The organism is Thalassotalea eurytherma, assembly GCF_030161415.1.
Taxonomy (GTDB): domain Bacteria; phylum Pseudomonadota; class Gammaproteobacteria; order Enterobacterales; family Alteromonadaceae; genus Thalassotalea_G; species Thalassotalea_G eurytherma.
Genome location: NZ_BSSU01000010.1, coordinates 44,892 through 68,540, shown reverse-complemented (window position 1 = coordinate 68,540; position 23,649 = coordinate 44,892). Strand labels below are relative to the sequence as shown.

At 39.9% G+C, this 23,649-nt stretch carries 19 protein-coding genes; 16 read left to right on the top strand and 3 right to left on the bottom strand.

Features of this window, described 5'->3' with window-relative positions; translation table 11 throughout:
• Nucleotides 1–6: 6 nt before the first annotated feature.
• Nucleotides 7–888, bottom strand: coding sequence for an NAD(+) kinase (nadK, locus tag QQK02_RS10700; RefSeq protein WP_284208013.1), 882 nt, complete (start codon nucleotides 886–888; stop codon nucleotides 7–9).
• 161 nt (nucleotides 889–1,049) lie between these two features.
• On the opposite strand from nadK, the gene grpE reads away from it, so the two are divergent.
• The 3 genes from grpE (at nucleotide 1,050) to dnaJ (ending at nucleotide 5,542) form a co-directional block, all read left to right on the top strand.
• Nucleotides 1,050–1,679: a nucleotide exchange factor GrpE gene (gene grpE, locus QQK02_RS10695; RefSeq protein WP_284208010.1), complete on the top strand. Its 630-nt coding sequence runs from the start codon at nucleotides 1,050–1,052 to the stop codon at nucleotides 1,677–1,679.
• A 233-nt stretch (nucleotides 1,680–1,912) separates the two neighbouring features.
• A complete protein-coding gene (gene dnaK / locus QQK02_RS10690; RefSeq protein ID WP_284208009.1) occupies nucleotides 1,913–3,841 on the top strand; it encodes a molecular chaperone DnaK in 1,929 nt (642 codons plus the stop codon).
• Between the two features lie 558 nt (nucleotides 3,842–4,399).
• Complete coding sequence (gene dnaJ / locus QQK02_RS10685) at nucleotides 4,400–5,542, top strand: molecular chaperone DnaJ (protein WP_284208008.1); 1,143 nt, start codon at nucleotides 4,400–4,402, stop codon at nucleotides 5,540–5,542.
• 173 nt (nucleotides 5,543–5,715) lie between these two features.
• Here dnaJ and QQK02_RS10680 read toward each other — a convergent pair whose 3' ends face one another.
• Nucleotides 5,716–6,186: an Lrp/AsnC family transcriptional regulator gene (locus tag QQK02_RS10680; protein WP_284208007.1), complete on the bottom strand. Its 471-nt coding sequence runs from the start codon at nucleotides 6,184–6,186 to the stop codon at nucleotides 5,716–5,718.
• Between the two features lie 201 nt (nucleotides 6,187–6,387).
• Here QQK02_RS10680 and nhaA point away from each other — a divergent pair, with 201 nt between their 5' ends.
• The 4 genes from nhaA to QQK02_RS10660 all read left to right on the top strand — a co-directional run bounded on the left by nhaA (nucleotide 6,388) and on the right by QQK02_RS10660 (nucleotide 9,701).
• A complete protein-coding gene (nhaA, locus tag QQK02_RS10675) occupies nucleotides 6,388–7,575 on the top strand; it encodes a Na+/H+ antiporter NhaA (protein ID WP_284208006.1) in 1,188 nt (395 codons plus the stop codon).
• A 92-nt stretch (nucleotides 7,576–7,667) separates the two neighbouring features.
• Nucleotides 7,668–8,264 (top strand): elongation factor P hydroxylase, encoded by a 597-nt coding sequence (locus tag QQK02_RS10670; protein WP_407705038.1) that lies wholly within the window; start codon nucleotides 7,668–7,670, stop codon nucleotides 8,262–8,264.
• Nucleotides 8,251–9,393: an ATP-NAD kinase family protein gene (locus QQK02_RS10665; RefSeq protein WP_284208004.1), complete on the top strand. Its 1,143-nt coding sequence runs from the start codon at nucleotides 8,251–8,253 to the stop codon at nucleotides 9,391–9,393. The genes QQK02_RS10670 and QQK02_RS10665 overlap by 14 nt, the downstream gene beginning before the upstream one ends.
• A 23-nt stretch (nucleotides 9,394–9,416) precedes the next feature.
• Nucleotides 9,417–9,701 (top strand): YfcL family protein, encoded by a 285-nt coding sequence (locus QQK02_RS10660; RefSeq protein WP_284208003.1) that lies wholly within the window; start codon nucleotides 9,417–9,419, stop codon nucleotides 9,699–9,701.
• 5 nt (nucleotides 9,702–9,706) lie between these two features.
• Here QQK02_RS10660 and mnmC read toward each other — a convergent pair whose 3' ends face one another.
• Nucleotides 9,707–11,761 carry a bifunctional tRNA (5-methylaminomethyl-2-thiouridine)(34)-methyltransferase MnmD/FAD-dependent 5-carboxymethylaminomethyl-2-thiouridine(34) oxidoreductase MnmC gene (gene mnmC, locus QQK02_RS10655; RefSeq protein ID WP_284208002.1) on the bottom strand — a complete coding sequence of 685 codons (2,055 nt, stop codon included), beginning with the start codon at nucleotides 11,759–11,761 and terminating at the stop codon, nucleotides 9,707–9,709.
• 296 nt (nucleotides 11,762–12,057) lie between these two features.
• Here mnmC and fabB point away from each other — a divergent pair, with 296 nt between their 5' ends.
• From fabB to QQK02_RS10610, 9 genes are all read left to right on the top strand, one after another.
• Complete coding sequence (gene fabB, locus QQK02_RS10650; RefSeq protein ID WP_284208001.1) at nucleotides 12,058–13,269, top strand: beta-ketoacyl-ACP synthase I; 1,212 nt, start codon at nucleotides 12,058–12,060, stop codon at nucleotides 13,267–13,269.
• 73 nt (nucleotides 13,270–13,342) lie between these two features.
• Nucleotides 13,343–14,479, top strand: coding sequence for a 4-phosphoerythronate dehydrogenase (locus tag QQK02_RS10645; RefSeq protein ID WP_284208000.1), 1,137 nt, complete (start codon nucleotides 13,343–13,345; stop codon nucleotides 14,477–14,479).
• Entirely contained in the window at nucleotides 14,479–15,498 is a 1,020-nt protein-coding gene (locus QQK02_RS10640) for an aspartate-semialdehyde dehydrogenase (protein ID WP_284207999.1), read from the top strand. The genes QQK02_RS10645 and QQK02_RS10640 overlap by 1 nt, the downstream gene beginning before the upstream one ends.
• A 208-nt stretch (nucleotides 15,499–15,706) precedes the next feature.
• Nucleotides 15,707–19,240 carry a FimV/HubP family polar landmark protein gene (locus QQK02_RS10635; RefSeq protein WP_284207998.1) on the top strand — a complete coding sequence of 1,178 codons (3,534 nt, stop codon included), beginning with the start codon at nucleotides 15,707–15,709 and terminating at the stop codon, nucleotides 19,238–19,240.
• 70 nt (nucleotides 19,241–19,310) lie between these two features.
• Complete coding sequence (gene truA / locus QQK02_RS10630; RefSeq protein WP_284207997.1) at nucleotides 19,311–20,105, top strand: tRNA pseudouridine(38-40) synthase TruA; 795 nt, start codon at nucleotides 19,311–19,313, stop codon at nucleotides 20,103–20,105.
• A 205-nt stretch (nucleotides 20,106–20,310) separates the two neighbouring features.
• Entirely contained in the window at nucleotides 20,311–21,171 is an 861-nt protein-coding gene (gene accD / locus QQK02_RS10625) for an acetyl-CoA carboxylase, carboxyltransferase subunit beta (protein ID WP_284207996.1), read from the top strand.
• Nucleotides 21,172–22,431 (top strand): bifunctional tetrahydrofolate synthase/dihydrofolate synthase, encoded by a 1,260-nt coding sequence (gene folC / locus QQK02_RS10620; RefSeq protein WP_284207995.1) that lies wholly within the window; start codon nucleotides 21,172–21,174, stop codon nucleotides 22,429–22,431.
• A 9-nt stretch (nucleotides 22,432–22,440) separates the two neighbouring features.
• Nucleotides 22,441–23,079, top strand: coding sequence for an SPOR domain-containing protein (locus tag QQK02_RS10615; RefSeq protein ID WP_284207994.1), 639 nt, complete (start codon nucleotides 22,441–22,443; stop codon nucleotides 23,077–23,079).
• Between the two features lie 73 nt (nucleotides 23,080–23,152).
• Entirely contained in the window at nucleotides 23,153–23,635 is a 483-nt protein-coding gene (locus QQK02_RS10610; RefSeq protein WP_284207993.1) for a CvpA family protein, read from the top strand.
• The last annotated feature ends 14 nt before the right edge of the window (nucleotides 23,636–23,649 follow it).

The following is a 23,649-nucleotide window of genomic DNA, read 5'->3' as shown; positions in this document are numbered from 1 at the left end:
CTTTTGTTAATAAAGCTTATTACCCCAACTTAATTTTGAACGTAATACTTTTAAGTAATCGTGATCTATTGGGTGAATTAAGCGTAACGTGTTTGGACTTTTGCGAATTAACACTTCATCACCTGGCATAACGGCAAGGATAACATGGCCATCACAACTGACTTGTAAATTCTCGTAATTTTCGTTGGCTAAAATCAGCTTTAATTCACTGTCTCCATCAACAACAATTGGCCGAGAAGTTAGCGTATGGGGGAACATAGGCACTAAAGAAAGTGCATTAAGATTTGGTGTTAATATTGGGCCACCAGCAGACATTGAATATGCTGTCGAACCGGTAGGTGTCGAAATAATTAATCCATCAGAGCGTTGGCTAAACATGAATTTGTCATCAATGTAGACTTCAAACTCAATCATATTCGCTACTTTACCAGCATGAAGTACGGCTTCATTCATTGCTGAATTTGAGCTTTTTAACTTTCCATGGCGATATACTTCAGCCTCTATAAGAAAGCGCTGTTCAGAATATGATTCGCCAGCAAGAATTTTCTTTAAGGGCTCAATCACATTATCAGGTGACAGGTCAGTCAAGAAACCCAAGTTGCCTCTGTTTACGCCGATAACGCCAATGTTATAGCATGACAATACACGCGCAGCACCTAGCATATAACCGTCACCACCGATAACTATGGCTAGGTCTGCTCGCTCACCGATATCAACCAAGGTTGCAGTAACACTATTTTCAATGGAAATTGTATTGGCGACTGTTTCTTCAATCAGCACTTGATAGCCTGACTCAGTTAAATAGTCATATAAGCTGTGAATCGTTTTTTCTGCGCCTTCATGGTGAGGTTTACCAATCAGGCCGATGGTTTTATATAGTGCTGTCATCTTTTGCAAAAGTATCAAGTAGTTGCCTAATGAGTGAAGTGTCGCTCCAATTCAATCGCTTGTAAAGCGTACTTTTTTATTAAAATTATTTATAATCATGCTTGAAACCAAATTTCTTATCCCCATAATTACCAGCAATAGTATTTTTCTTGGAGTTATCCATGACTAACGAGTCAACGCAAAATGATGCAGCACAAGACGTTGCAAATGAAGAAGTAGTAAATGAAACCGAACAAGTTGTTGAGGAGCAAGCACCTGAAGTGGAAGTTGAAGGTGAGTTATTAAGCCCTGAGCAAGAACGAATCAATGAGCTTGAGTTAGCTTTAGCGGCAGCGCAAGGCACGGTTGCCGATCAAAAAGACAGTGTTATTCGCGCGAAAGCCGAAGTAGACAACATTCGTCGTCGTTCAGCACAAGATGTTGAAAAAGCCCGTAAGTTCGCGTTAGAAAAATTTGCCGGAGAAATGTTAACAACGGTAGATAACTTAGAGCGTGCACTACAAAGCATCGATAAAGAAGATGAATCACAAAAAGTTATGCTTGAAGGTATTGAGTTAACGTATCAAGGTTTATTATCTTCGTTAGAAAAGTCAGGTGTAACTGCTGTTGATCCGCAAGATCAACCTTTTAACCCTGAGTTGCATCAAGCAATGTCTATGCAAGAAGTGCCTGGTGTAGCACCAAACACTGTCATTGCTGTTATGCAAAAAGGTTACGAGTTAAATGGTCGTTTAATTCGCCCAGCCATGGTTATGGTTTCAAAAGCACCTGCGGTTGATACCCAAGCATAAATTAAACACATATGTTTAGAGCCGAGCTAAGCTCGGCTTTTTTATTCGTAACTTTTATCGTAAATAGTACGAGTAAACCACATACATACGCTTTGTTGATTAAATAAGTCCACGATTTTTACTAAAAATTACAATTTTTTTAAAAAAAGACGTTGAAAAGGATTTGGCCTGACCCCACATCGTTAATCAACTAAGCAATTAAACTTTATTACAGAAATTCGGAGATCCTCAAGATGGGCAAAATTATTGGTATTGACCTAGGGACAACTAACTCATGTGTAGCTGTTTTAGACGGCGAAAACGTACGAGTAATTGAAAATGCAGAAGGCGATCGTACAACTCCTTCTATCATTGCATACACAGATGAAGGCGAAACTTTAGTTGGTCAACCAGCAAAACGCCAAGCGGTAACTAACCCTCAAAATACATTATTCGCAATTAAGCGTTTAATCGGTCGTCGCTTTGAAGATAAAGAAGTACAACGTGACATCGATATCATGCCTTTCGGTATCAAGAAAGCTGATAATGGCGATGCATGGGTAGAAGCAAAAGGCGAAAAAGTTGCGCCACCACAAGTTTCTGCTGAAGTATTAAAGAAAATGAAGAAAACGGCTGAAGACTTCTTAGGTGAAGAAGTAACTGAAGCGGTTATTACTGTACCTGCATACTTTAACGACTCACAACGTCAAGCAACTAAAGATGCTGGCCGTATCGCAGGCTTAGAAGTTAAGCGTATTATTAACGAGCCAACTGCTGCTGCTCTTGCTTACGGCATGGACAAGCAAAAGGGCGACAAAGTAGTTGCTGTTTACGACTTAGGTGGTGGTACATTCGATATCTCAATCATTGAAATTGATGAGATGGACGGCGAGCACACCTTTGAAGTATTAGCGACAAACGGTGACACTCACTTAGGTGGTGAAGATTTCGATAACCGTTTAATCAACTACCTAGTGGATGAGTTCAAGAAAGAACAAGGTCTTGACCTTAAAAACGATCCACTTGCTATGCAACGTGTTAAAGAAGCTGCTGAAAAAGCAAAATGTGAGCTTTCTTCTGCACAACAAACTGACGTCAACTTACCATACGTAACTGCTGATGCTACTGGTCCTAAGCACATGAACATTAAAGTTACTCGTGCAAAACTAGAAGCGTTAGTTGAAGACATGGTAAAAGCAACATTAGAGCCGTTAAAAACTGCACTAGCTGATGCTGACTTATCAACATCTGACGTAAACGACGTTATTTTAGTTGGTGGTCAAACACGTATGCCATTAGTACAGCAAGTAGTTACTGACTTCTTCGGCAAAGAACCACGTAAAGATGTTAACCCTGATGAAGCTGTAGCTTCAGGTGCTGCTGTACAAGCAGGTGTTTTATCTGGTGATGTTACTGACGTTCTATTATTAGACGTTACACCATTATCACTTGGTATTGAGACAATGGGCGGTGTGATGACTAAGGTTATCGACAAAAACACAACAATCCCAACAAAACAGTCTCAAACGTTCTCAACAGCTGAAGATAACCAAGCTGCGGTAACTGTTCACGTATTACAAGGTGAGCGTAAGCAAGCACAAGCGAACAAATCTTTAGGTCAATTCAACCTTGAAGGTATTGATGCTGCTCCTCGTGGTATGCCGCAAATCGAAGTAACTTTTGACATCGATGCTGACGGTATCTTACATGTGTCTGCAAAAGACAAGAACACAGGTAAAGAGCAAAAGATCACAATCAAAGCGTCTTCTGGTTTATCTGATGATGAAGTAGAACAAATGGTACGTGACGCAGAAGCGAATGCTGATGCTGATGCTAAGTTTGAAGAGTTAGTGACTGCTCGTAACCAAGCTGACGGCATGGTTCACGCAACAAAAACTCAAGTAACAGAAGCAGGTGATGACCTACCAGCTGAAGACAAAGAGAAAATTGAAGCGGCAATTGCTGAGTTAGAAGAAGCAAATAAAGGCGACGATAAAGAAGCTATCGACGCTAAGCAACAAGCATTAATTGAAGCTTCAGCTAAGTTAATGGAAATTGCTCAAGCTAAAGCACAAGCTCAAGGTGGCGCAGCTCCTGAAGGCGCAGCACCAGAAGCTGATGCAGCTCCTGCTGGCGACGATGTTGTAGATGCAGAGTTTGAAGAGGTTAAGGACGACAAATAAGTCGAACTTAAACCTTGTCGCTAGAGAGCATAACTTCAGCGTCGGACATACTCACTTAGTAAACTAAGCTCCGTGTGTCCTTCTTGAACTTAAGCCCTCTAGCTTAAAGCTTTAACTTCTTGAAGTTTAAGTTAAATATGATAAAGCGTCGGTTTCGGCGCTTTGTTATGTTCAGGAATATACTCATTGTTGCATTGTACTTGACTGTAAGTATGAGATTACGGCCTTCGCCGCAATGACACAATCAACGTCATTTTGTACTTGATACGGAATCTGTGAAGTAGGGTAAACAAGTAAACGTCATTCCGTACTTGATACGGAATCTGTGAAGTAGGGTAAACAAGTAAATGTCATTCCGACGCAGGTCGGAATCTATGTAGAAAAGTAAACGTCATTCCGTACTTGATACGGAATCTGTGAAGTAGAGTAAAAAAGTAAATGTCATTCCGACGCAGGTCGGAATCTATGTAACCAAACGGACTTCAATTTAATTAGCTATTTAGATAAGTACCTAATCAAATTGATATCCATCATTTTTAAGTGAAGTAAGAAATATCTATGTCAAAGAAAGACTATTACGAAACGCTTGGAGTTGCTAAAGACGCCTCTGATCGTGAAATCAAAAAAGCCTATAAACGATTAGCAATGAAGTTTCACCCTGACCGTACTCAAGGTGATAAATCTAAAGAAGAAACTTTTAAGCAAGTGAAAGAAGCTTATGAAGTTTTAGGTGATGAGCAAAAACGTGCCGCGTACGACCAATACGGTCATGCAGCCTTTGAACAAGGTGGTATGGGCGGTGGCGGCTTCGGTGGCGGTCAAGATTTTGGTGATATTTTTGGTGACGTTTTCGGTGATATTTTCGGCGGCGGACGCCGTGGCGGCGGAGGCGGTGGTTCTCGCGCACGCCGTGGTAGTGACTTACGTTATAACTTAGAAATGAGCCTTGAAGACGCGGTTAAAGGTAAGTCTGTAGAAATTAAAGTACCCACTTATGTAGCATGTGAGCCTTGTGATGGCAGTGGTGCTAAGAAAGGTACATCAGCGAAAACATGTTCAACATGTCATGGCCACGGTCAGGTACAAATGCGCCAAGGCTTATTTGCAGTTCAGCAAACATGTCCTACGTGTAATGGCCAAGGTAAAGTTATTTCTGATCCTTGTAATTCATGTCATGGCCAAGGTCGTGTTCAGAAAACTAAAACACTTAACGCCAAAGTGCCAGCAGGTGTTGATACTGGCGACAGAATTCGTTTATCAGGTGAAGGTGAAGCTGGCGAACATGGTGCTCCAGCAGGTGATTTATATGTTCAAGTGAACGTGAAAGATCACCCTATTTTTGTTCGTGATGAAAACCACCTTTATTGTGAAGTGCCAATTAGTTTTACAACCGCTGCGCTTGGTGGAGAGATTGAAGTACCGACACTAGAAGGCAAAGTAAAACTGAAAATACCTAAAGAAACACAGACGGGCAAAATGTTCCGTTTACGTGGCAAAGGTGTGAAGTCAGTTCGTTCAAACATTACTGGCGACTTAATGTGTAAAGTCGTGGTTGAAACACCTGTTAACTTATCTGGCGATCAAGCCGACTTATTACGTCAATTAGATGAGAAGATGGGTAAGAGCACAGCAAAGCACAGCCCACGTGAAACTGGCTTCTTTGATGGTGTGAAAAAGTTCTTTGATGACCTTAAGTCATAACATGAAGTCGTGACAGTTTATTGAGAAATATTCACCTTTCTCGAATGTAAACCTCGCTCTTGGCGAGGTTTTTTATTATTTGAGATTTACCATTGCAACGTGAATGACTTAAACAAAAAAAGGGCAGTGTTTTTACTTACACTGCCTTTATCATTTTTTCCTAAGTGAAATCGTTAATCTTCACTAAAGTTTGGTAATACGCTACTGCGACTGTGCTCAAAAACAAGTGAAGTTTCAACCGTTTGTACCTCTTCACGAGAGGTGATTGCGTCAAAAACAAAGCGGCGCAAATGTTCAGAGTCTTTTACGGACATATGGATAAAGTAGTCATAACTCCCTCCCATATGATACAAACTTACTATTTCAGGCAGTTTCAACAAATCGTCACGTAACAAGTTTACAATTTGCTCTGAATAAGGCTGTAAGCGAATCGCCGCAATCGCTTCGATATTGCCACCTAGTGTTTTAAAGTTAATATCGACAAATGCATTTTTGATTACACCGTTTTGCTTCATGCGCTTTACGCGTTCAAGGCAGGTTGAAGGAGCAATGCCTATCTGCGCTGCTAATTCTTTATTGGTAATGTCGGCATCTGAAAACAAAATGGTCAAAATGCGTAAATCTATTTCATCTAACTTTTTCATGTTACTTATTATTTCTCCTTGTTATCACTTGATAATAACCTGAATAGATGTGAATCCGATATAGCTCAATGAATAATTTTCGTTAAATGTGGAGTTTTCCGATTTATATTTTGTACTTAATTGCTTTGTAAACTATATATTTAACATCCATCTTGGTCTAGAATGACATAATATGTCTATAATAAAAATTGGAAGGAAACAATGCCGTTAAAAACTTTGCAGTCTTTTTTAAAGTTAGAAGCCGCCAGTGGTATTTTATTGATGTTCTCCGCTGTTATAGCAATGGTAATTGCTAATTCTCCGCTTAATATCTATTACGATTTATTGTTATCTGTGCCTGTTAAGGTTGCTGTTGGCAGTTTTGAAATTGCGAAGCCATTATTACTGTGGATCAATGATGGCCTGATGGCATTATTTTTCTTACTTGTTGGTTTAGAGCTCAAACGAGAATTCTTGGAAGGTGATTTATCTCAACCAGGACAAATCACTTTACCTGCTATTGGTGCCGTTGGCGGTATGTTAGTACCAGCCTCTATTTATGCTGCTTTAAATTACCAAGATCCTGCAGCGATTAATGGCTGGGCAATACCGACCGCAACGGATATCGCGTTCGCCTTAGGTATTTTATCTCTAATTGGTTCAAAGGTACCTATTCAACTAAAGGTCTTTTTAACGTCTCTTGCTATCTTTGACGATTTAGGCGCGATTATCGTGATAGCACTGTTCTATACCGAACAATTATCAATAACCTCTCTTGTTATTGCCGCCGTCGTACTGGTTACTCTATTTGTCATGAATAAGCGCGGTGTTACAAGTACCTCGCCTTACTTATTTTTTGGTCTTATTTTATGGGTCGCAGTGTTGAAGTCGGGCGTTCATGCAACGTTAGCCGGTGTCGCATTAGCATTCTTTATTCCTATCAAAGGTAAAGAAGATGAGCCTTCACCATTAAAATCATTAGAGCACAACCTCCATGAAATGGTCGCGTTTATTATTTTACCTATATTTGCCTTTGCTAATGCGGGTATTAACTTAACCGGTGTGGGCCTAGATGACGTGTTGTCACCTGTGCCAATGGGGATTATTTTAGGTCTATTTGTCGGTAAGCAAATTGGTGTCTTTGGTTTTTGTTGGGTGATGATTAAGCTGGGTGTTGCCAAGCTACCTGAAGCGATGAATTGGCGACTACTTTACGGTTCTTCACTGTTGTGTGGCGTGGGCTTTACGATGAGTTTATTCATTGGTTCGCTTGCGTTTGAAACTACAGGTGATAACCTTATTTTCCAAGATCGTTTAGGTATTATTATTGGTTCTTTAATTTCTGGCTTACTAGGGTACTTCATCATTAAGTCGTCAGTTAAGTCTTTACCTGAGTCTTCCGACAACTAAACATTTAATTGTCTTTAAAACGATAAAACGACGATGCATCCATCGTCGTTTTTCGTTAATATAGCGCCAATTTTTCAATTGGCGATATGTTGATGCACAAGTATCAAGATTTAATAGAGATATTTGACGACACTTTCTATGGCAGTTTCAATACTCGCCTGATCAAGGGTGGTGACGAGCCTATTTATCTGCCCGCCAATGATCAATGTTCATATCATCAGATCGTATTTGCCCATGGTTTTTATGCCAGTGCATTGCATGAAATTTCTCATTGGTGCATTGCTGGCAGTAAAAGAAGAGAGCTTATTGATTTTGGCTATTGGTACGAGCCCGATGGTAGAACCGCTGAGCAACAAGAAAAGTTTGAGTTAGTTGAGCTAAAGCCTCAAGCGATAGAATGGGCATTTTGTGTTGCCTCGAATAAAAAATTCACGGTGTCTGTTGATAACTTAAATGGCGACTCTGAGCCCGATATTACCGCTTTTAAAAAGCGCGTGTTTTCGCAGGTTGAGGACTATTTGACCAATGGGTTTCCGCAACGAGCACAAGACTTTATTGACGCGCTGGCGCGATTTTACGATGTCAGTCTACCGTTGTCACTTGAGCAATTCTTAACACCTTTTGAACAAGATAAACTGTTTTACCATCAGCATGTTGAAAATCTAGAGGTTAGTCATGCAATCATTTAAGTTAGGTTTTTTAGTTAACCCTATCGCTGGAATTGGCGGCAGTGTAGCCTTAAAAGGCAGCGATGGTGACGGCATTGCAGAACAAGCATTAGCACTGGGTGCGACAGCTAAGTCTAACTATAGGGCGCAGCAAGCATTAGAGGTCTTGCTTCCTTATCAAGAACGTATTCAAGTACTGACTGTAAGCGCTGATATGGGTGAAACAACAGCAAAATCATTGGGATTTGATACGCAAGTTATTTATCAAGCGACTGAACCTACATCTGCTATTGATACAGAAAATGCAGTACAAGCCCTAATAGATGAAGGTATCGATATTTTGCTTTTTGCTGGCGGCGATGGAACGGCGAGAAATGTGTGTAGCCAAGTTGGCGATAGTTTTCCTGTGCTTGGCATCCCAGCTGGTTGCAAAATTCATTCTGGTGTATATGCAGTAACCCCAAAAGCTGCTGGGCGTGTTATTGAAAAAATGGTGACTAATGAGCTTGTTACGCTTACCGATGCTGACGTAATGGACATTGATGAGAGTTTATTTCGTGACGGTGTTGTTAAGGCCAAGCGATACGGCGAAATGAGCGTACCGAGCGAATTACAATATGTGCAAGCAGTTAAGTCAGGTGGTAAAGAATCTGATGAATTGGTTTTGCAAGATATAGCCGCCGATGTCATCAATCATATGGAAGAGCAGTTATATATTATCGGCTCTGGCTCAACAACGGCTTTTTTAATGGAAGAACTTGGCTTAGCAAATACGTTGTTAGGTGTTGATGTTATTCAGGAGCAAGATCTCATTGCAACTGATATTACTGAGCCACAGCTTTGGCAAATGCTCGAACAATATGACGACCAACAAGGTGAACAACCGGCAAAGCTTGTCATTACCTTAATTGGTGGCCAAGGGCATATTTTTGGTCGTGGCAATCAACAATTAAGTCCGCGCATTATTCAACGCATCGGCAAAGACAATATCATTGTGATTGCTACCAAAACAAAACTTGCTCAATTAAATCAGCGCCCTTTGATTGCCGATACGGGTGACCAGGTGCTCGATCAAGCATTAAGTGGCTTAATAAAAATCACAACAGGTTATAACGATCAGGTCCTTTATCCGGTCGCAAGCCCAAATTAGAACAGTAGTAGAAAGAGAATCTCATGACAAAACTAGAGTCCGTTAAAACAATCGCTTCACTTTATCAGTATTTTGATGAGTTAGTTTTTAACGATGCTGACGCAGATACCCTGTTCGCATCTAGCTATATCAAAGGCTTTATTGCACTTGAAGCGGTTAATTTTGGTGATGAAAGCCAAACATTATCAGTGGCGCTTGCTGATAAAGTCAGTATTTCGTTAACCGAAAATAAAACGGAACTTACGCCGCAAGATCAAACGATCGTCAATAACTATTGGTTGTCGCTACAAACACTTTTCGTTGCTTAAATTGGCTATTTGAATTTACCTTTAATGATATCTTTAATTGCGAAGCGATTTGGCGCTAAGTTAAATCGCATTTTACTGTCAACCGGATAGGGCGTGCCGCAGATATCGGCAACAATAATATCTGCAAGTAATGGCGCAGAGCATAGCCCTCGTGCTCCTAGGCCTGACATGACAAATAAGTTTTCATAATAGGGGGCTGGCGTGTTTATTGACCAGTTTTTGTCTTTTTCTAAATGTTGATAATGTTGATAGTACTCGTCAGTTTTTGGCATAGGGCCAGCAATTGGCATATGATCAGGTGTCATACAACGTAATCTAGCTTTACTGGCCTTAATATCGTTTGTCGTCCACTTTGGAAAGTTAGGCAATGAACGCTGATACATTGTTAGGTTATAAAGATCATCTTGCTCTCTTACTTCTATATTTCTTTCATCTTTATCGAAGGTCGCGCCGATACAATGAATACCATCGTTTTCTGGTGTTAAATATCCTTTGTGGCAAATAACGGTTGATAATTTGCCAATATCATTGTTGGTGTACATTGAAGATATTTGCCCGCGAACAGGATACAAAGGCAGCTCATCAAAGGGGGCAATCAAGTTCGATTGAGCACCACCGCACATGATAACCTGCTCGGCGTTATCAACTTTATTGTTGTGATGAAGTCGCCAATGACCATTGGCCACTTGCGTTAATTTAGTTATGTGACAACTCGTTTTAACCTTTAAAAAGCCGGTATCGTCAGCCGCTTGAAAGATTGCTTTAACCAATTTTTGTGGAGCTACCCAGCCAGCTTTAGGCATATACAAGCCGTCATGTTCAATAGGTATACCGGCTATTTCACTTGCTTGTTTAGCATCGATTGAATGAATTATATCCTTAGGCCAAGCGTTAATATCATCAAACCTTTTTAATCGTTCAACGAGCGCGGGTTTAAAAGCCAAGTCTAAAACGCCACACCATTGATGTGGGTAGTTTATGCCTTCATCAGTTAGTGACTGATAAAAACCTAATGCGCAAACAAACGCTTGATGATAGAAATCACTAATGTCATCTCTGTCTTGATGCAGCAATGGGTATACTGCGCCGATAGCGTTACTTGAACCACCTTGTGCTAAGTGCTCATCTTGGCAGTACAGGTTTACCCGAATATTTTCTTTGGTCAGTTTATAAACTAAGCTTGCAGCTGCTATACCTGAGCCGATGACTGCGACTCGTGTTGGTTTTACATGATGTGGTCGCAAAACATAACCTTTCCCAGCGTTTCTATTTTGCTGATATTTAGCAGAGATACTTTTATTTTTTCTACCTATTGCTTCTGTCTGGCTCAATCTAAAACCAACGTTAATCAGACCTCGCTTAACGAGCCCTGCTACGGTGAAAGTAGCCAGTGTTGCATCGTCTTTTGATAATCGAGCTAGCTGTTTAAATAAGTCATCGTTCCACATCTCTGGGTTTTTAGCGGGTGAAAACCCATCTAAGTACCACGCATTTATAGGAGAGGTAAGACGTTTGTTTTGATGTTTCGCCTGTTTTACGTTGCTGGTAAGTTTTTCAAATCCTTGTGTCGCATCATCAAAGATAAGCACTAACTGAACTAAGCCATCAAAAAAACTTAGCTCCAATGTTGATGCTTCTATATTGCGTTGCCTGTATTGTGCAATAAACTCAGCAACTATCGGCGAAAACTCGGGAAAAAGCGAAAGTGATTGCTCAATTTGCTCGCCACTTAATGGGTACTTTTCAACGCTGATATAGGTTAATGGTTTAATACTCTGTTGATGAATGGCTTTAGCTTTCATGAAGTGGTTCAATGTTAAAAAGAAATTTAACCCCGTACCAAAGCCTGTTTCACCAATCACTAATGCTTGTTCGTTTGTCAGTAGGCGATCAGCGATATCATTGCCTTTGATAAATACATCTTCGCTTTGTCCATATCCAAATTGCGTATCAAAATATATGTCATCAAATTGCTGAGAAAAAGGTGATCCGTTTTGTTGGAAGGTAACGTTATCGTTATTAAGCGATGCAGATATTGAAGATGTTTTTTTGTTGTTCATAAATACAAAATATCAGTAAAAAGCGAACAGGGAATTTGCCAATCGATTGTACCTTAATTTGGCCGTACATTCGTAAATTTATCGTATTGACAAAAATTCATGTTTGGAATGAGGAAATATCATTAAATTTTCATGTATCGCTAAGTTATTGGTATAAAAGTATGTTATTTTACTTTTTCACTTTTTTAGGGTGATATTGACGGTTGTTCAGTGTACAAGTGTACACTGGATAGACCAGTTTTTATGCGAAATTCGCTATCATATCGCCGATTTTAATAATTAGATGGTTTAGATAAATGAAACGTGTCGTAATAACAGGTTTAGGTATTGTTTCTAGTTTAGGTAACGATACAGACGAAGTATTAGCGTCTTTAAAAGAAGGTCGCTCAGGTATTTCTCGCTCAGAGAGTTTTGAAGAACAGGGCTTACGTAGCCAAGTTTGGGGTAAACCTGATATTGAGCTTAAAGATCATATCGATCGTAAAGCGATGCGTTTTATGGGCGATGCTTCTGGTTACGCATACGTTGCCATGGAACAAGCCATAAAAGATTCAAAACTAGCACCAGAGCAAGTATCTAACTTTCGTACGGGGATCGTTGCTGGTTCAGGTGGTGCTTCATCAGCTAACGTTATTGCTTCAGCCGACACATTGCGTGCCAAAGGTGTTAAACGTGTTGGTCCTTATGCAGTACCTAAAACAATGTCGAGCACGATTTCAGCATGTTTAGCAACACCATTTAAAATTTTAGGCGTTAACTACTCAATCAGTTCAGCTTGTGCAACAAGTGCACATTGTATTGGACATGCTGCAGAGTTAATTCAATTAGGCAAGCAAGATGTTGTTTTTGCTGGTGGTGGTGAAGAAGTCGATTGGTCACTTGCTATGATGTTTGATGGCATGGGCGCTTTATCAACTAAATATAATGACACACCAGAAAAGGCATCTCGTACTTATGATGCAGACCGTGACGGTTTCGTTATCTCTGGCGGCGGCGGCATGGTTGTTGTTGAAGAGCTTGAACATGCTTTAGCACGTGGTGCACATATTTACGCTGAAATTGTTGGCTATGGTGCAACTTCAGATGGTTACGATATGGTAGCTCCATCAGGTGAAGGCGCAGCGCGCTGTATGAAGTTAGCGATGCAAGATATCGATGCTCCTATTGACTACTTAAACACGCATGGTACTTCAACACCTGTAGGTGACGTTAAAGAACTAGGTGCAATTCAAGAAGTTTTTGGGGGCAAATCTCCAGCTATCAGTGCAACAAAAGCAATGTCTGGTCATGCACTTGGTGCTGCTGGTGTCCATGAAGCGATTTACTCTATTTTAATGATGGAAAACAACTTTATTGCGCCATCAATTAATGTTGAAACATTAGATGAAAAAGCTGAAGGTTTAGACATCGTTACTCAACCACGTGAAGCTGAATTAAACACTGTTATGTCTAACAGTTTTGGCTTTGGCGGTACTAACTCAACGCTAGTGATGCAAAAATATAAATAATAAGCGTTTTAAATAACATGGGGTCAGAGTAAAATTTACTCTGACCCCATTTTTTTTGCGATGAGTTTTAGTTTTGAAAATTTATTATGATGAAAACATGCCATTTGCCCGAGAATTTTTTTCGGAGTTTGGCGAGACCCAAGCGTTTTCTGGTCGAGACGTTAGTGCAGAAATATTAGCGGATGCTGATGTTCTACTCGTTCGATCTATTACCCAAGTCAACGAACAACTACTTAAGCAAAATAAAAATCTAAAATTTGTCGGTTCTGCAACTATTGGTTTTGATCATATTGATCGAGATTACCTGAGTTCGCGCGGTATTTATTTTACTTCCGCACCAGGGTGCAATGCAGTATCTGTTGCCGAGTATGTAATAAGTGCATTGGTAACACTTGCTGAAAAAGATCAGTTTTCCCTTGTTGATAAAACTGTTGGTATTGTCGGCGCTGGCAATACGGGAAGTCGTTTGAGTGAAAAACTAACTGCGCTTGGTGTTGCTCATAAACTTTGTGACCCATTGCTTGAAGCACAAGGTGATCCTCGCAAATTTAGTTCGCTAGATGACGTTTTATCCTGTGATGTTGTTTCACTTCATGTACCAAAAACATTAACAGGAGAGCATGCAACCTTTCACTTGTTAAATGAAGAACGCTTAGCTCGATTAACGAATGAACAAATACTTATTAATGCCTGTCGTGGAGAGGTGATTGATAACAACGCTCTTTTAGCGATAAAACAAGCTGGAGCAGGCTTTCGTTTAGCGCTTGATGTATGGGAAAACGAGCCTAATATTTTACTACCTTTAATTGACAATGCCGATATAGCGACAGCGCATATAGCAGGTTATAGCTTAGAAGGAAAAGCTCGTGGTAGTGAAATGTTGTATCAGGCATTATGTAAACAGTTGGCAAAACCGATTACGCAATCGCTTAACGATTACTTGCCACAGCCTATGTTTAACAGCGTAGAAATAAATCACCCAATGAGTGAAATTTTGCTAAACCCATTAGTAAAAATGGTTTACGATGTTAGGCGAGACGATGCTATTTTTCGTCAACAAATTAATTCTTGTGGTTTTGATCATATTAGAAAAACATATCCGGCTCGCAGGGAGTTTTCTTCGTTGCTATTAACCACATCATTAGACACCAAGTATGAGCCGCTGTATCAACTTGGTTTTAGTAAAAACGTGCAACAAGAGGAAAAATAATGGCACAGAAATTCGATGTTTGCGTATTGGGCGCAACTGGCTTAGTTGGTAAAACTATCATTGAAATACTACAACAACGTGATTTTCCAATTAATAAGCTATACCCGTTAGCAAGTGCTCGTTCTGCTGGTGAGTTTATTGAATTTAACGGTGAAAGTGTTGAAGTGCTAGATGCTGATAACTTTGACTGGAGCTTAGCGCAAATAGGCTTTTTCTCTGCAGGTGGTGCAACGTCAAAACAATACGCGCCAATGGCGGCTGATGCTGGTTGTATCGTCATCGACAATACTTCTGAATATCGCTATGAACCTGACATTCCTCTAGTAGTGCCAGAAGTAAACCCTCACGCACTTGAGGAGTACCGTAACCGTAATATCATTGCAAATCCAAACTGCTCAACAATTCAGATGATGGTTGCACTAAAACCAATTTATGATGCTGTAGGTATTGAACGCGTAAATGTTTCTACCTATCAGTCTGTATCTGGTGCTGGTAAAGATGCAATGGATGAATTAGCTAAACAATGTGCTGATTTATTAACGGGTAAACCTGTTGAGCCAAAAGCCTTTTCTCGTCAAATCGCATTTAACGTTATTCCGCAAATCGACGTTTTTATGGAAAATGGTTACACGAAAGAAGAAATGAAAATGGTTTGGGAAACGAAGAAGATTTTGGGTGATGAGAATGTTCTTGTTAATCCTACTGCTGTGCGTGTACCTGTATTTTTTGGCCATGGTGAAGCCATTCATTTAGAAACTACGTCTCCAATTAGTGCTGATGAAGTAAAAGCTTTGTTAAAGGAAGCGCCAGGCCTTGTTGTATGCGAGAAAGACGAAGATTTTCCAACGCAAATTGGTGAAGCTAGCGGTGAAGATGCAACCTTTGTTGGACGTATCCGTGAAGATTTAAGTCATAATAATGGTTTAAATATGTGGATTGTTGCCGATAACGTACGTAAAGGTGCAGCAACCAACAGTATTCAAATTGCAGAATTACTAATAAGCGAGTATTTATCGTAAGTAATCAAGGCGATTAAACGCTCTCATTCCAGTTAAAAGGCAATGAGAAACAATAAGAAACCTGTTAGGCTGTGCTTAACAGGTTTCTTTTTTTTAGATATAGTTGAATCTAATGTGGTATAACCCTTGCTTTGTTTTCAGCTAGATTAAAATTTTTACCAGTAAAGCCAATTATTTGGCGATTATAATAAGAGTTAGGAAAGCCTTAATGCCTCGAACACTGAGTTTGCGATTATTGCCGTTGCTACTGGCCAGCTTGTTTACAGTTTTATGTTCAACCGTTGCTGCACAAGATGCTGGTGTGCAAATTCGCGGCCCTAAAACAACAGATTCCTCTCCAATAAAGCAGTATGGCCCAATAAACAATGCTGATACGTTGTGGAAAATAGCGCTTATGGTGCGCCCTGATCCACGCTTTTCTGTGTATCAAGTGATGCAGGCACTTTACGTTAATAACCCTCAGGCATTTAAAGAAAATAACCTAAATCACCTAGTCAATGGTCAGTATTTAAAAATTCCATCTTACGATGACATTGCCTCAATCGACCCTCAACAAGCCCAAGCTAAGTCAGATGCTGATGATAATGTTTGGGAGAAAAAAGTTAAATCAGCGCCAAAAATTGTAGCTAAAAAAGCGACACCGGCAAATGTTGTTCAAAAGAAAGATCTTGAACAAGCTAAATCTGAGATTAACGAACAATTACAAGATATCGGTAAAAGCCAAGAGCAACGATTAGAAACCATTCAAAATGATGTTTTAGATTCTATTGATGGTTTACAAGCAATACTGCAAGAAAACGAAAAACTCAAAAGTCGCTTATCAAACTTTGATAGTCAACTTGGTGAAATGCAGCAAGAAGTTGCGAAAAGTGAAGAAATGAAAGTGCAAATGGATGCACTGATCAAACTGCAACAAGAATTGCTTGATAAGGCTAATGCTCGTGAGCAAGAGCTGATGATAGAAAAACAAAAAGCGGCACTTGAAGATGATAATTTTACTTCGAGTATTTGGTTTACTTTCTTGGTTGCTACTGTGCCTGCTGTCTTAATCGTTTCACTTATTGCGTTTTTCCTATTGAGAAGAAAGTCTGACGATAAACCTGTCGAAGTGGAAACTAAAGCGCCGGTAAAAGAAACTGAAGTAAAAAAAGAAGCTGCGCCAGAAGCTGAAGAGCTTGCATTAGATGGTGAACTTTCACTTGATGATGAACTGGCAATTGACTTAACTGAAGATGAATCTCTTGATGACTTGGATGGAACAGAGTTAGGTGGCGACGAGTTGTTTTCAGATGATCTTGATGATTTAGACGATGAATTACTTGATGATGATGTCATTCATTTAGACGATGATTTGGACGACCTTGAGGATATTTCACTTGATGATTTAGGTGATGAGCAGCCACTAGATGATTCGATCGAATTAGCCGACGATGATATAGATGATTTGTTAGAGCAAACGCCAGAAGAAGAGGAAGATCAAACGCTAGATGGCGGTGAGTTAGGTCAAGACATGCTAGATGACTTGCTAAGCGGTCTCGAAATAACAGAAGAAGGCAGTGATGATAGCGCTTTAGAACAAAGCGCTGAAGAAGCTCCGTCAAATACCGAAGATGATATTGATGCGCTGCTTGATGAAGTCACTGACGAACAAGACACATCAGCGGATGCAGTCTCAGACCCAGACGATATTGACTCGTTACTTGATCAAGTAAGTGATGAGATTGGCGCGGAAGAACCTAGCCCACAACAAGACGTGAAAGACCCAGACGATATTGACTCATTACTTGATGAAATAAATGAAGAAGTAAGTGCGGAAGAACCTAGCCTACAAGAAGACGTTACCGATCCAGACGATATTGATTCATTGCTTGATGAAATAAATGAAGAAGTAAGTGCGGAAGAACCTAGCCTACAAGAAGATGTTACCGACCCAGACGATATCGACTCTTTACTTGCTGAAGTAAGTGCTGAAACGCCTAGCCCACAGGAAGAGGTTACCGAACCAGACGATATTGATGCATTACTTGATGAAATTGGCGCGGAAGAACCTAGCCTACAAGAAGACGTTACCGATCCAGACGATATTGATTCATTGCTTGATGAAATAAATGAAGAAGTAAGTTCGGAAGAACCTAGCCTACAAGAAGATGTTACCGACCCAGACGATATCGATTCACTGCTTGATGAAATAAATGAAGAAGTAAGTGCGGAAGAACCTAGCCTACAAGAAGATGTTACCGACCCAGACGATATCGATTCATTACTTGATGAAATAAATGAAGAAGTAAGTTCGGAAGAACCTAGCCTACAAGAAGATGTTACCGACCCAGACGATATCGATTCACTGCTTGATGAAATAAATGAAGAAGTAAGCGCGGAAGAACCTAGCCTACAAGAAGATGTTACCGACCCAGACGATATCGATTCATTACTTGATGAAATAAATGATGAAGTAAGTGAGGAAGAATCTAGCCTACAAGAAGATGTTACGGACCCAGATGATATCGACTCATTGCTTGATGAAATATCTGGCAATGATGAAAGTGATATTCCAACGTCAAAAGTCGAATTAACTGATCCTGATGATATTGATGCCTTATTATCGAGTTTTGACGACGCACCGGCTGAATCAAATGACGCTAAATTAATAGAAGATGACGTTTCAGATGTTAGTGACTCTGAAAGTCATGATGAGTTAAATACCCAAGATATTGATAACTTTACTGAAGAGCATGTTGGCCAATTCTTAACCATGGATTTCAGTGGTGTTGGACAAGAAACAGTAGTCGATAACGATGATATTGATGAGCCAATCACGCTTGATGAAAATGACGACGAAGAGCAAGAAATATTGGATGTTGACGATATTCTAGATGCTATTCAAGTTGAAGAAGTAGCGAGCGCTGAAAATTCAATATTAGGTCAAAGTGATGCGATTGAAGATGACATCGTTGCTAATGATACCGTTGCTGACGAAGCTGCACATAGTGACAATATAGATCTCGAAGAGTTGGATGTAGAGCAACTTTTAGCAGACGTTTCTGATGAAAGTACGACAGCAACAGAAGATTTACTTGACGGTGTTAATGAGCAAACAGAAGAGGTAGAAGCTCCTTTTGATGAATCAACTCTGTCTCACTTATTAAATGAAACTGATACACCTGCACATGACGAGCCGGTAGAGCTAACACCTGATTTTACCGATTCCAACGTATTGGCTGACCTACTCAGTGATGGTGAGGTAACGCCTAAAGCTGAGGCCGCTGAAGCTAGCGAAATTGAAGACATTCAAGAGTTAAATAATTTAGACTTTGACGAGCTATTAGCCAATATTGAAGAAGAAAATGCGCCGTCCACACTAGAAGAGCCTATTGTAGAAGATGTTATTGAAGATCTTGATATTGGTGACGACCTAGTTGCAATTGAAGAAGATGACAATGAACCTGCTGATTTCGTTTCTGTAGACAGTCTTATAACTGACTCTTTAGAGCCTGAAGCATCTGAGCCGTATAAAAGTGAAAATATTGATGTTGGTCTTAATGAATTTCCTGAATTTGCAGGAGATGATACCGATATTGATGAAGAAGACACTAACGGAGTCGCTGCAAAATTAGACTTGGCAAAAGTTTATATTGAGATCGGTGATGAAGAAAATGCAGAAGTGATTTTACAAGATGTAATTAAGCTTGGCGATGCACAACAGCAGTTCGAAGCGCAGCAGTTACTTGGTAATTTAAGTTAGTCACATAATTGCCATTGGCAAGCGCATTAAAATTAGTAATAATGCGCCTCCGAATCATACGGAGTTATATATGCGTTACGCCTTAGGGGTTCAGTACGACGGTAAAAAATACTGTGGCTGGCAACGACAAAATCATTCACCTAGCATCCAAGAGGCGCTTGAGAAAGCACTTTCTAAAGTTGCAGATGAGCCAATAGAAGTTATTTGTGCAGGTCGCACAGATACAGGCGTAAATGCAACAAATCAAATTGTTCATTTTGATACCACTAAAATCCGTAAGGATGTTGCGTGGACTTTAGGCGTCAATACTAACTTACCTTCTGACATTGCTACAACTTGGGTCAAACAAGTCCCTGAAGAGTTTCATGCACGCTTTAGTGCGACATCTAGACGTTATCGCTACGTTATTTTTAATACACCACTAAGACCGGCAATTTTAAATGGTGGCCTTTGCTTTGTTCATGACAAACTCGATGAAACGCTAATGCATCAAGCGGCCCAAGCTCTTGTTGGTACGCATGATTTCACCTCATTTAGAACGGTTCATTGTCAGGCGCCATCACCGATCAGAACCATGGAATTTATCAACGTCCACCGTATCCAGGATTACGTCATTATTGATGTTAAAGGCAATGCTTTCTTACATCATATGATTCGTAATATTGCCGGCAGTTTGATTCGTGTTGGTAAAAAACAAGAAACCGTAGCGTGGATGCAGGAAGTGTTAACAGCTAAAAATCGTTGTTTAGCAGGTATGACTGCCGCTGCTGGTGGCTTGTACTTTGTTGATGTTACATACCCTGAAACATTTGACCTGCCAGTGAAGCCGCTTGGTCCGCTATTTTTACCCGATGAATTCAGCTAATATAGCAAAGCTTGGTAAAATGAAGGCTCACATTAGCGCTTTTCATAATACCGATGAAACAAAACAGACCAGTTTTTTGTAACTGGTAAATAGGTAATTGTGTTTTAATTCACGGTTATATGTATAGTTTCAACAAATTGATGATTAATTAGACAAAATAAATACGTCATCAATTATATTTTATTGCAATAGGCCGAAAAGAATTATGAGCTGGATTGAAAAAATTCTCCCAAAAGCGAAAACTACTCAGAAAAGTAATATCCCAGAAGGTGTTTGGACTAAATGTGGCTCGTGTAACGCGATGTTATACAAAGTTGAGTTAGAGCGTGCAATGAGTGTATGCCCTAAATGTGATCACCATATGCGTATTAGTGCTCGCAAGCGCCTTGAAACATTTTTAGATACAAATAATCGTCAAGAGCTTGGTGAAGCATTTGAACCTAAAGATATATTGAAATTTAAAGATTCAAAGAAATATAAAGACCGCATTAGCTCTGCACAGAAAGTATCTGGTGAAAAAGATGCCATCGTTGTTATGCGTGGCGAGTTGCATGGTATGCCTGTTGTGGCAGCATCTTTTGAGTTTTCTTTTTTAGGCGGTTCAATGGCGTCGGTAGTTGGCGCACGTTTTGTTGCGGCGGTTGAGTGCTGTTTAGAACATAACTTACCACTTATTTGTTTTTCTGCTAGTGGTGGTGCTCGAATGCAAGAAGCATTAATGTCTTTGATGCAAATGGCTAAAACAAGTGCAGCATTGGCTAAAATGAGTGAAAAGGGCTTACCTTACGTTTCTGTGTTAACTGACCCTACAATGGGTGGTGTTTCTGCTAGTTTAGCGATGTTAGGTGATATTAATGTTGCCGAGCCTAAAGCACTTATTGGCTTTGCTGGCCCGCGTGTTATCGAGCAAACCGTGCGTGAAAAACTACCTGAGGGCTTTCAGCGCAGTGAGTTTTTACTAGAAAAAGGTGCAATCGACTTAATCGTTGATCGTCGTGAAATGCGTGATTCTCTTACGCGTTTAATTGCTAAATTTACTGGGCAACCGTCGCCGTTTACTGAATAAATGACCAATCATCATCCAAGCCAATTATCAAACGCAACACTTGATCATTGGCTTTCTTATTTAGAGTCCATTCATAGCCAAGAGATTGATTTAGGTTTAACAAGAATTGCCGAGGTCGCGAGAAGACTATCTATTTCATTGAGTGGTTCTAAAGTTATTACGGTCGCAGGCACCAATGGTAAAGGTACAACCTGTGCCTTTTTAGAAAATGCGTTTTTGCAGCGTCATCAATCTGTGGCAGTTTATTCTTCTCCGCATATAGAGCGCTTTAATGAGCGATTACGCATCGATAAAGCCGAAGTAACAAATCAGCCACTGATTGACGCTTTTGAGCAGATAGAGCAGGCTAGAGGCGACATATCATTAACCTACTATGAATACACAACACTTGCTGCGTTAATGATCTGTCAGGAAGTTTCTCCTGACTATATTATTTTAGAAGTGGGCCTTGGTGGCCGACTCGATGCAACCAATATTATTGATGCTGACATTGCCGTTATTACAAGTATCGACCTCGATCATCAAGCCTTTTTAGGTGACACCAAAGAACTGATCGGCTTTGAGAAAGCCGGTATCATGCGTGGCGATAAATTCGCGGTTGTTGGTGAACCATCGACCATTAATTCAATTAAGCAACATGCGTTAAATATCAAAACTCGAGCAATTTATAGAAATGTTGATTTTAGCTTACAAGAAAATACCGACAATTGGAGTTATCAGGGTAACGATCTGAGTCTATCCGCTTTAATAAAACCCAATATTCCAATTGATAATGTGGCAACAGCTATTACTGTTTTAAACTGTTTATCGTTAGACGTTTCAACCCAATTTATCAATGACGTTATTGAACAAACAAAAGTTCCAGGACGAACAGAGCTCATTCAACAGCAGCCTGATGTCTTACTTGATGTTGCTCATAACCCTCATGCAGCGCGCAATCTAGTCAAAACACTGTCTGGTTACAAATACAAAAAACTTCACTGTGTGGCGGGTATGTTATCTGATAAAGACATAAAAGGTACGTTGTCCTTATTCAATGAACTTGTTGATACATGGTATCTTGCAACATTGGATGTACCCAGGGGAGCAAGTGCTGAAGTCTTATCTGAGCATGTCAGCGGTAATCGTTGCGTTGTGAATTGTTTTGACAATGTTGAGCAGGCCTATAAAATGGCATTACAACGCTCAGAAGATAATGATTTGATTTTAGTTTTTGGATCATTCTTTACCGTAGCAGATGTTCGGAAGTTATATTTTTAGGAGTTCTCTTTGTCTACACCATTTCAAAATCGTATTGTCGGTACCGTTATCGTTGCGGCGGCGGCCATTATATTTTTACCTGATTTGTTAGACGGCAAAAAGAAAACCTACCAAGAGCAATTTCAGCAAATCCCTCAGCCACCTAAAGTTGAAAAAGTGACAACGCCTAAAGAGTTTCCAGAGCAAAAACTTAATGCAATTGAAAAGCCAGAGGTCGCCGATGATATTGTTGCTATTGATGATGAAATAGCAACAAAAACTAATGAACAAGACACGCCAGCTAATGATAGCTCAACTGATACACTTATCATTAACGCATTAGATAAGCCCAAAGAAATCACAACAACAAACGTTGATAATGCAAAAAAAGACGTCAAGAAAACACCAATTGCATCAGTAACAGGTGAAGCATGGGTGATTCAGTTAGGCAGTTTTAGTAAGAAAAAGAATGTAGATGACTTAGTGAGCAAGTTGTCGAGTGCTGGCTACGTTGTTTTTACAAAACCAGTTAAAACAAAAAACAGAACATTGACGAAAGTATTTGTTGGTCCCAATATCAACAAATCGACATTGGAAAAGCAGATTCCTGAATTAGCTAAAATAGCTAAAGTGACGGGAAAAATTGCTAAATATACGCCAACTAAATAATAAAAATAGTTAGGTATTAAGGTAAACGTTCTGTTAGAATGCGCGCCTCAAAAGTTATGAGATTATTCAATTTATGGTTTGGATAGATTATGCCATTTTAGCGGTGATTGGCATATCAACGTTAATAAGTTTAGTGAGGGGCTTTGTTAAAGAAGCTATATCTCTCATTATATGGGCGTCGGCTTTTTTTGTGGCCAGTCAATTCTATTCAAATCTAGCAACTCTCTTAACTAACATCTCAGATCCTTTGTTGCGCAATGCGGCGGCTATTTCTATCCTTTTCATAACCACACTTATTCTCGGTGCTCTAATAAATTATTTGATTGGTGAACTTGTTATTAAAACAGGTTTGTCCGGTACAGATAGAATGTTAGGTATTGTCTTTGGCGCGCTTCGCGGTGTTCTAATATCGAGTGCAGTGTTGTTTTTTATGGATTCATTTACGCCGGCAAGCGATGCTCATTGGTGGAGCGATTCAGTATTGATCCCTGAGTTTACGTTAGTTATTGAGTGGTTTTTTGGGTATTTAAAAGAGTCATCAAGTTTTTTATCCTAATAGGGTTCGGCGGA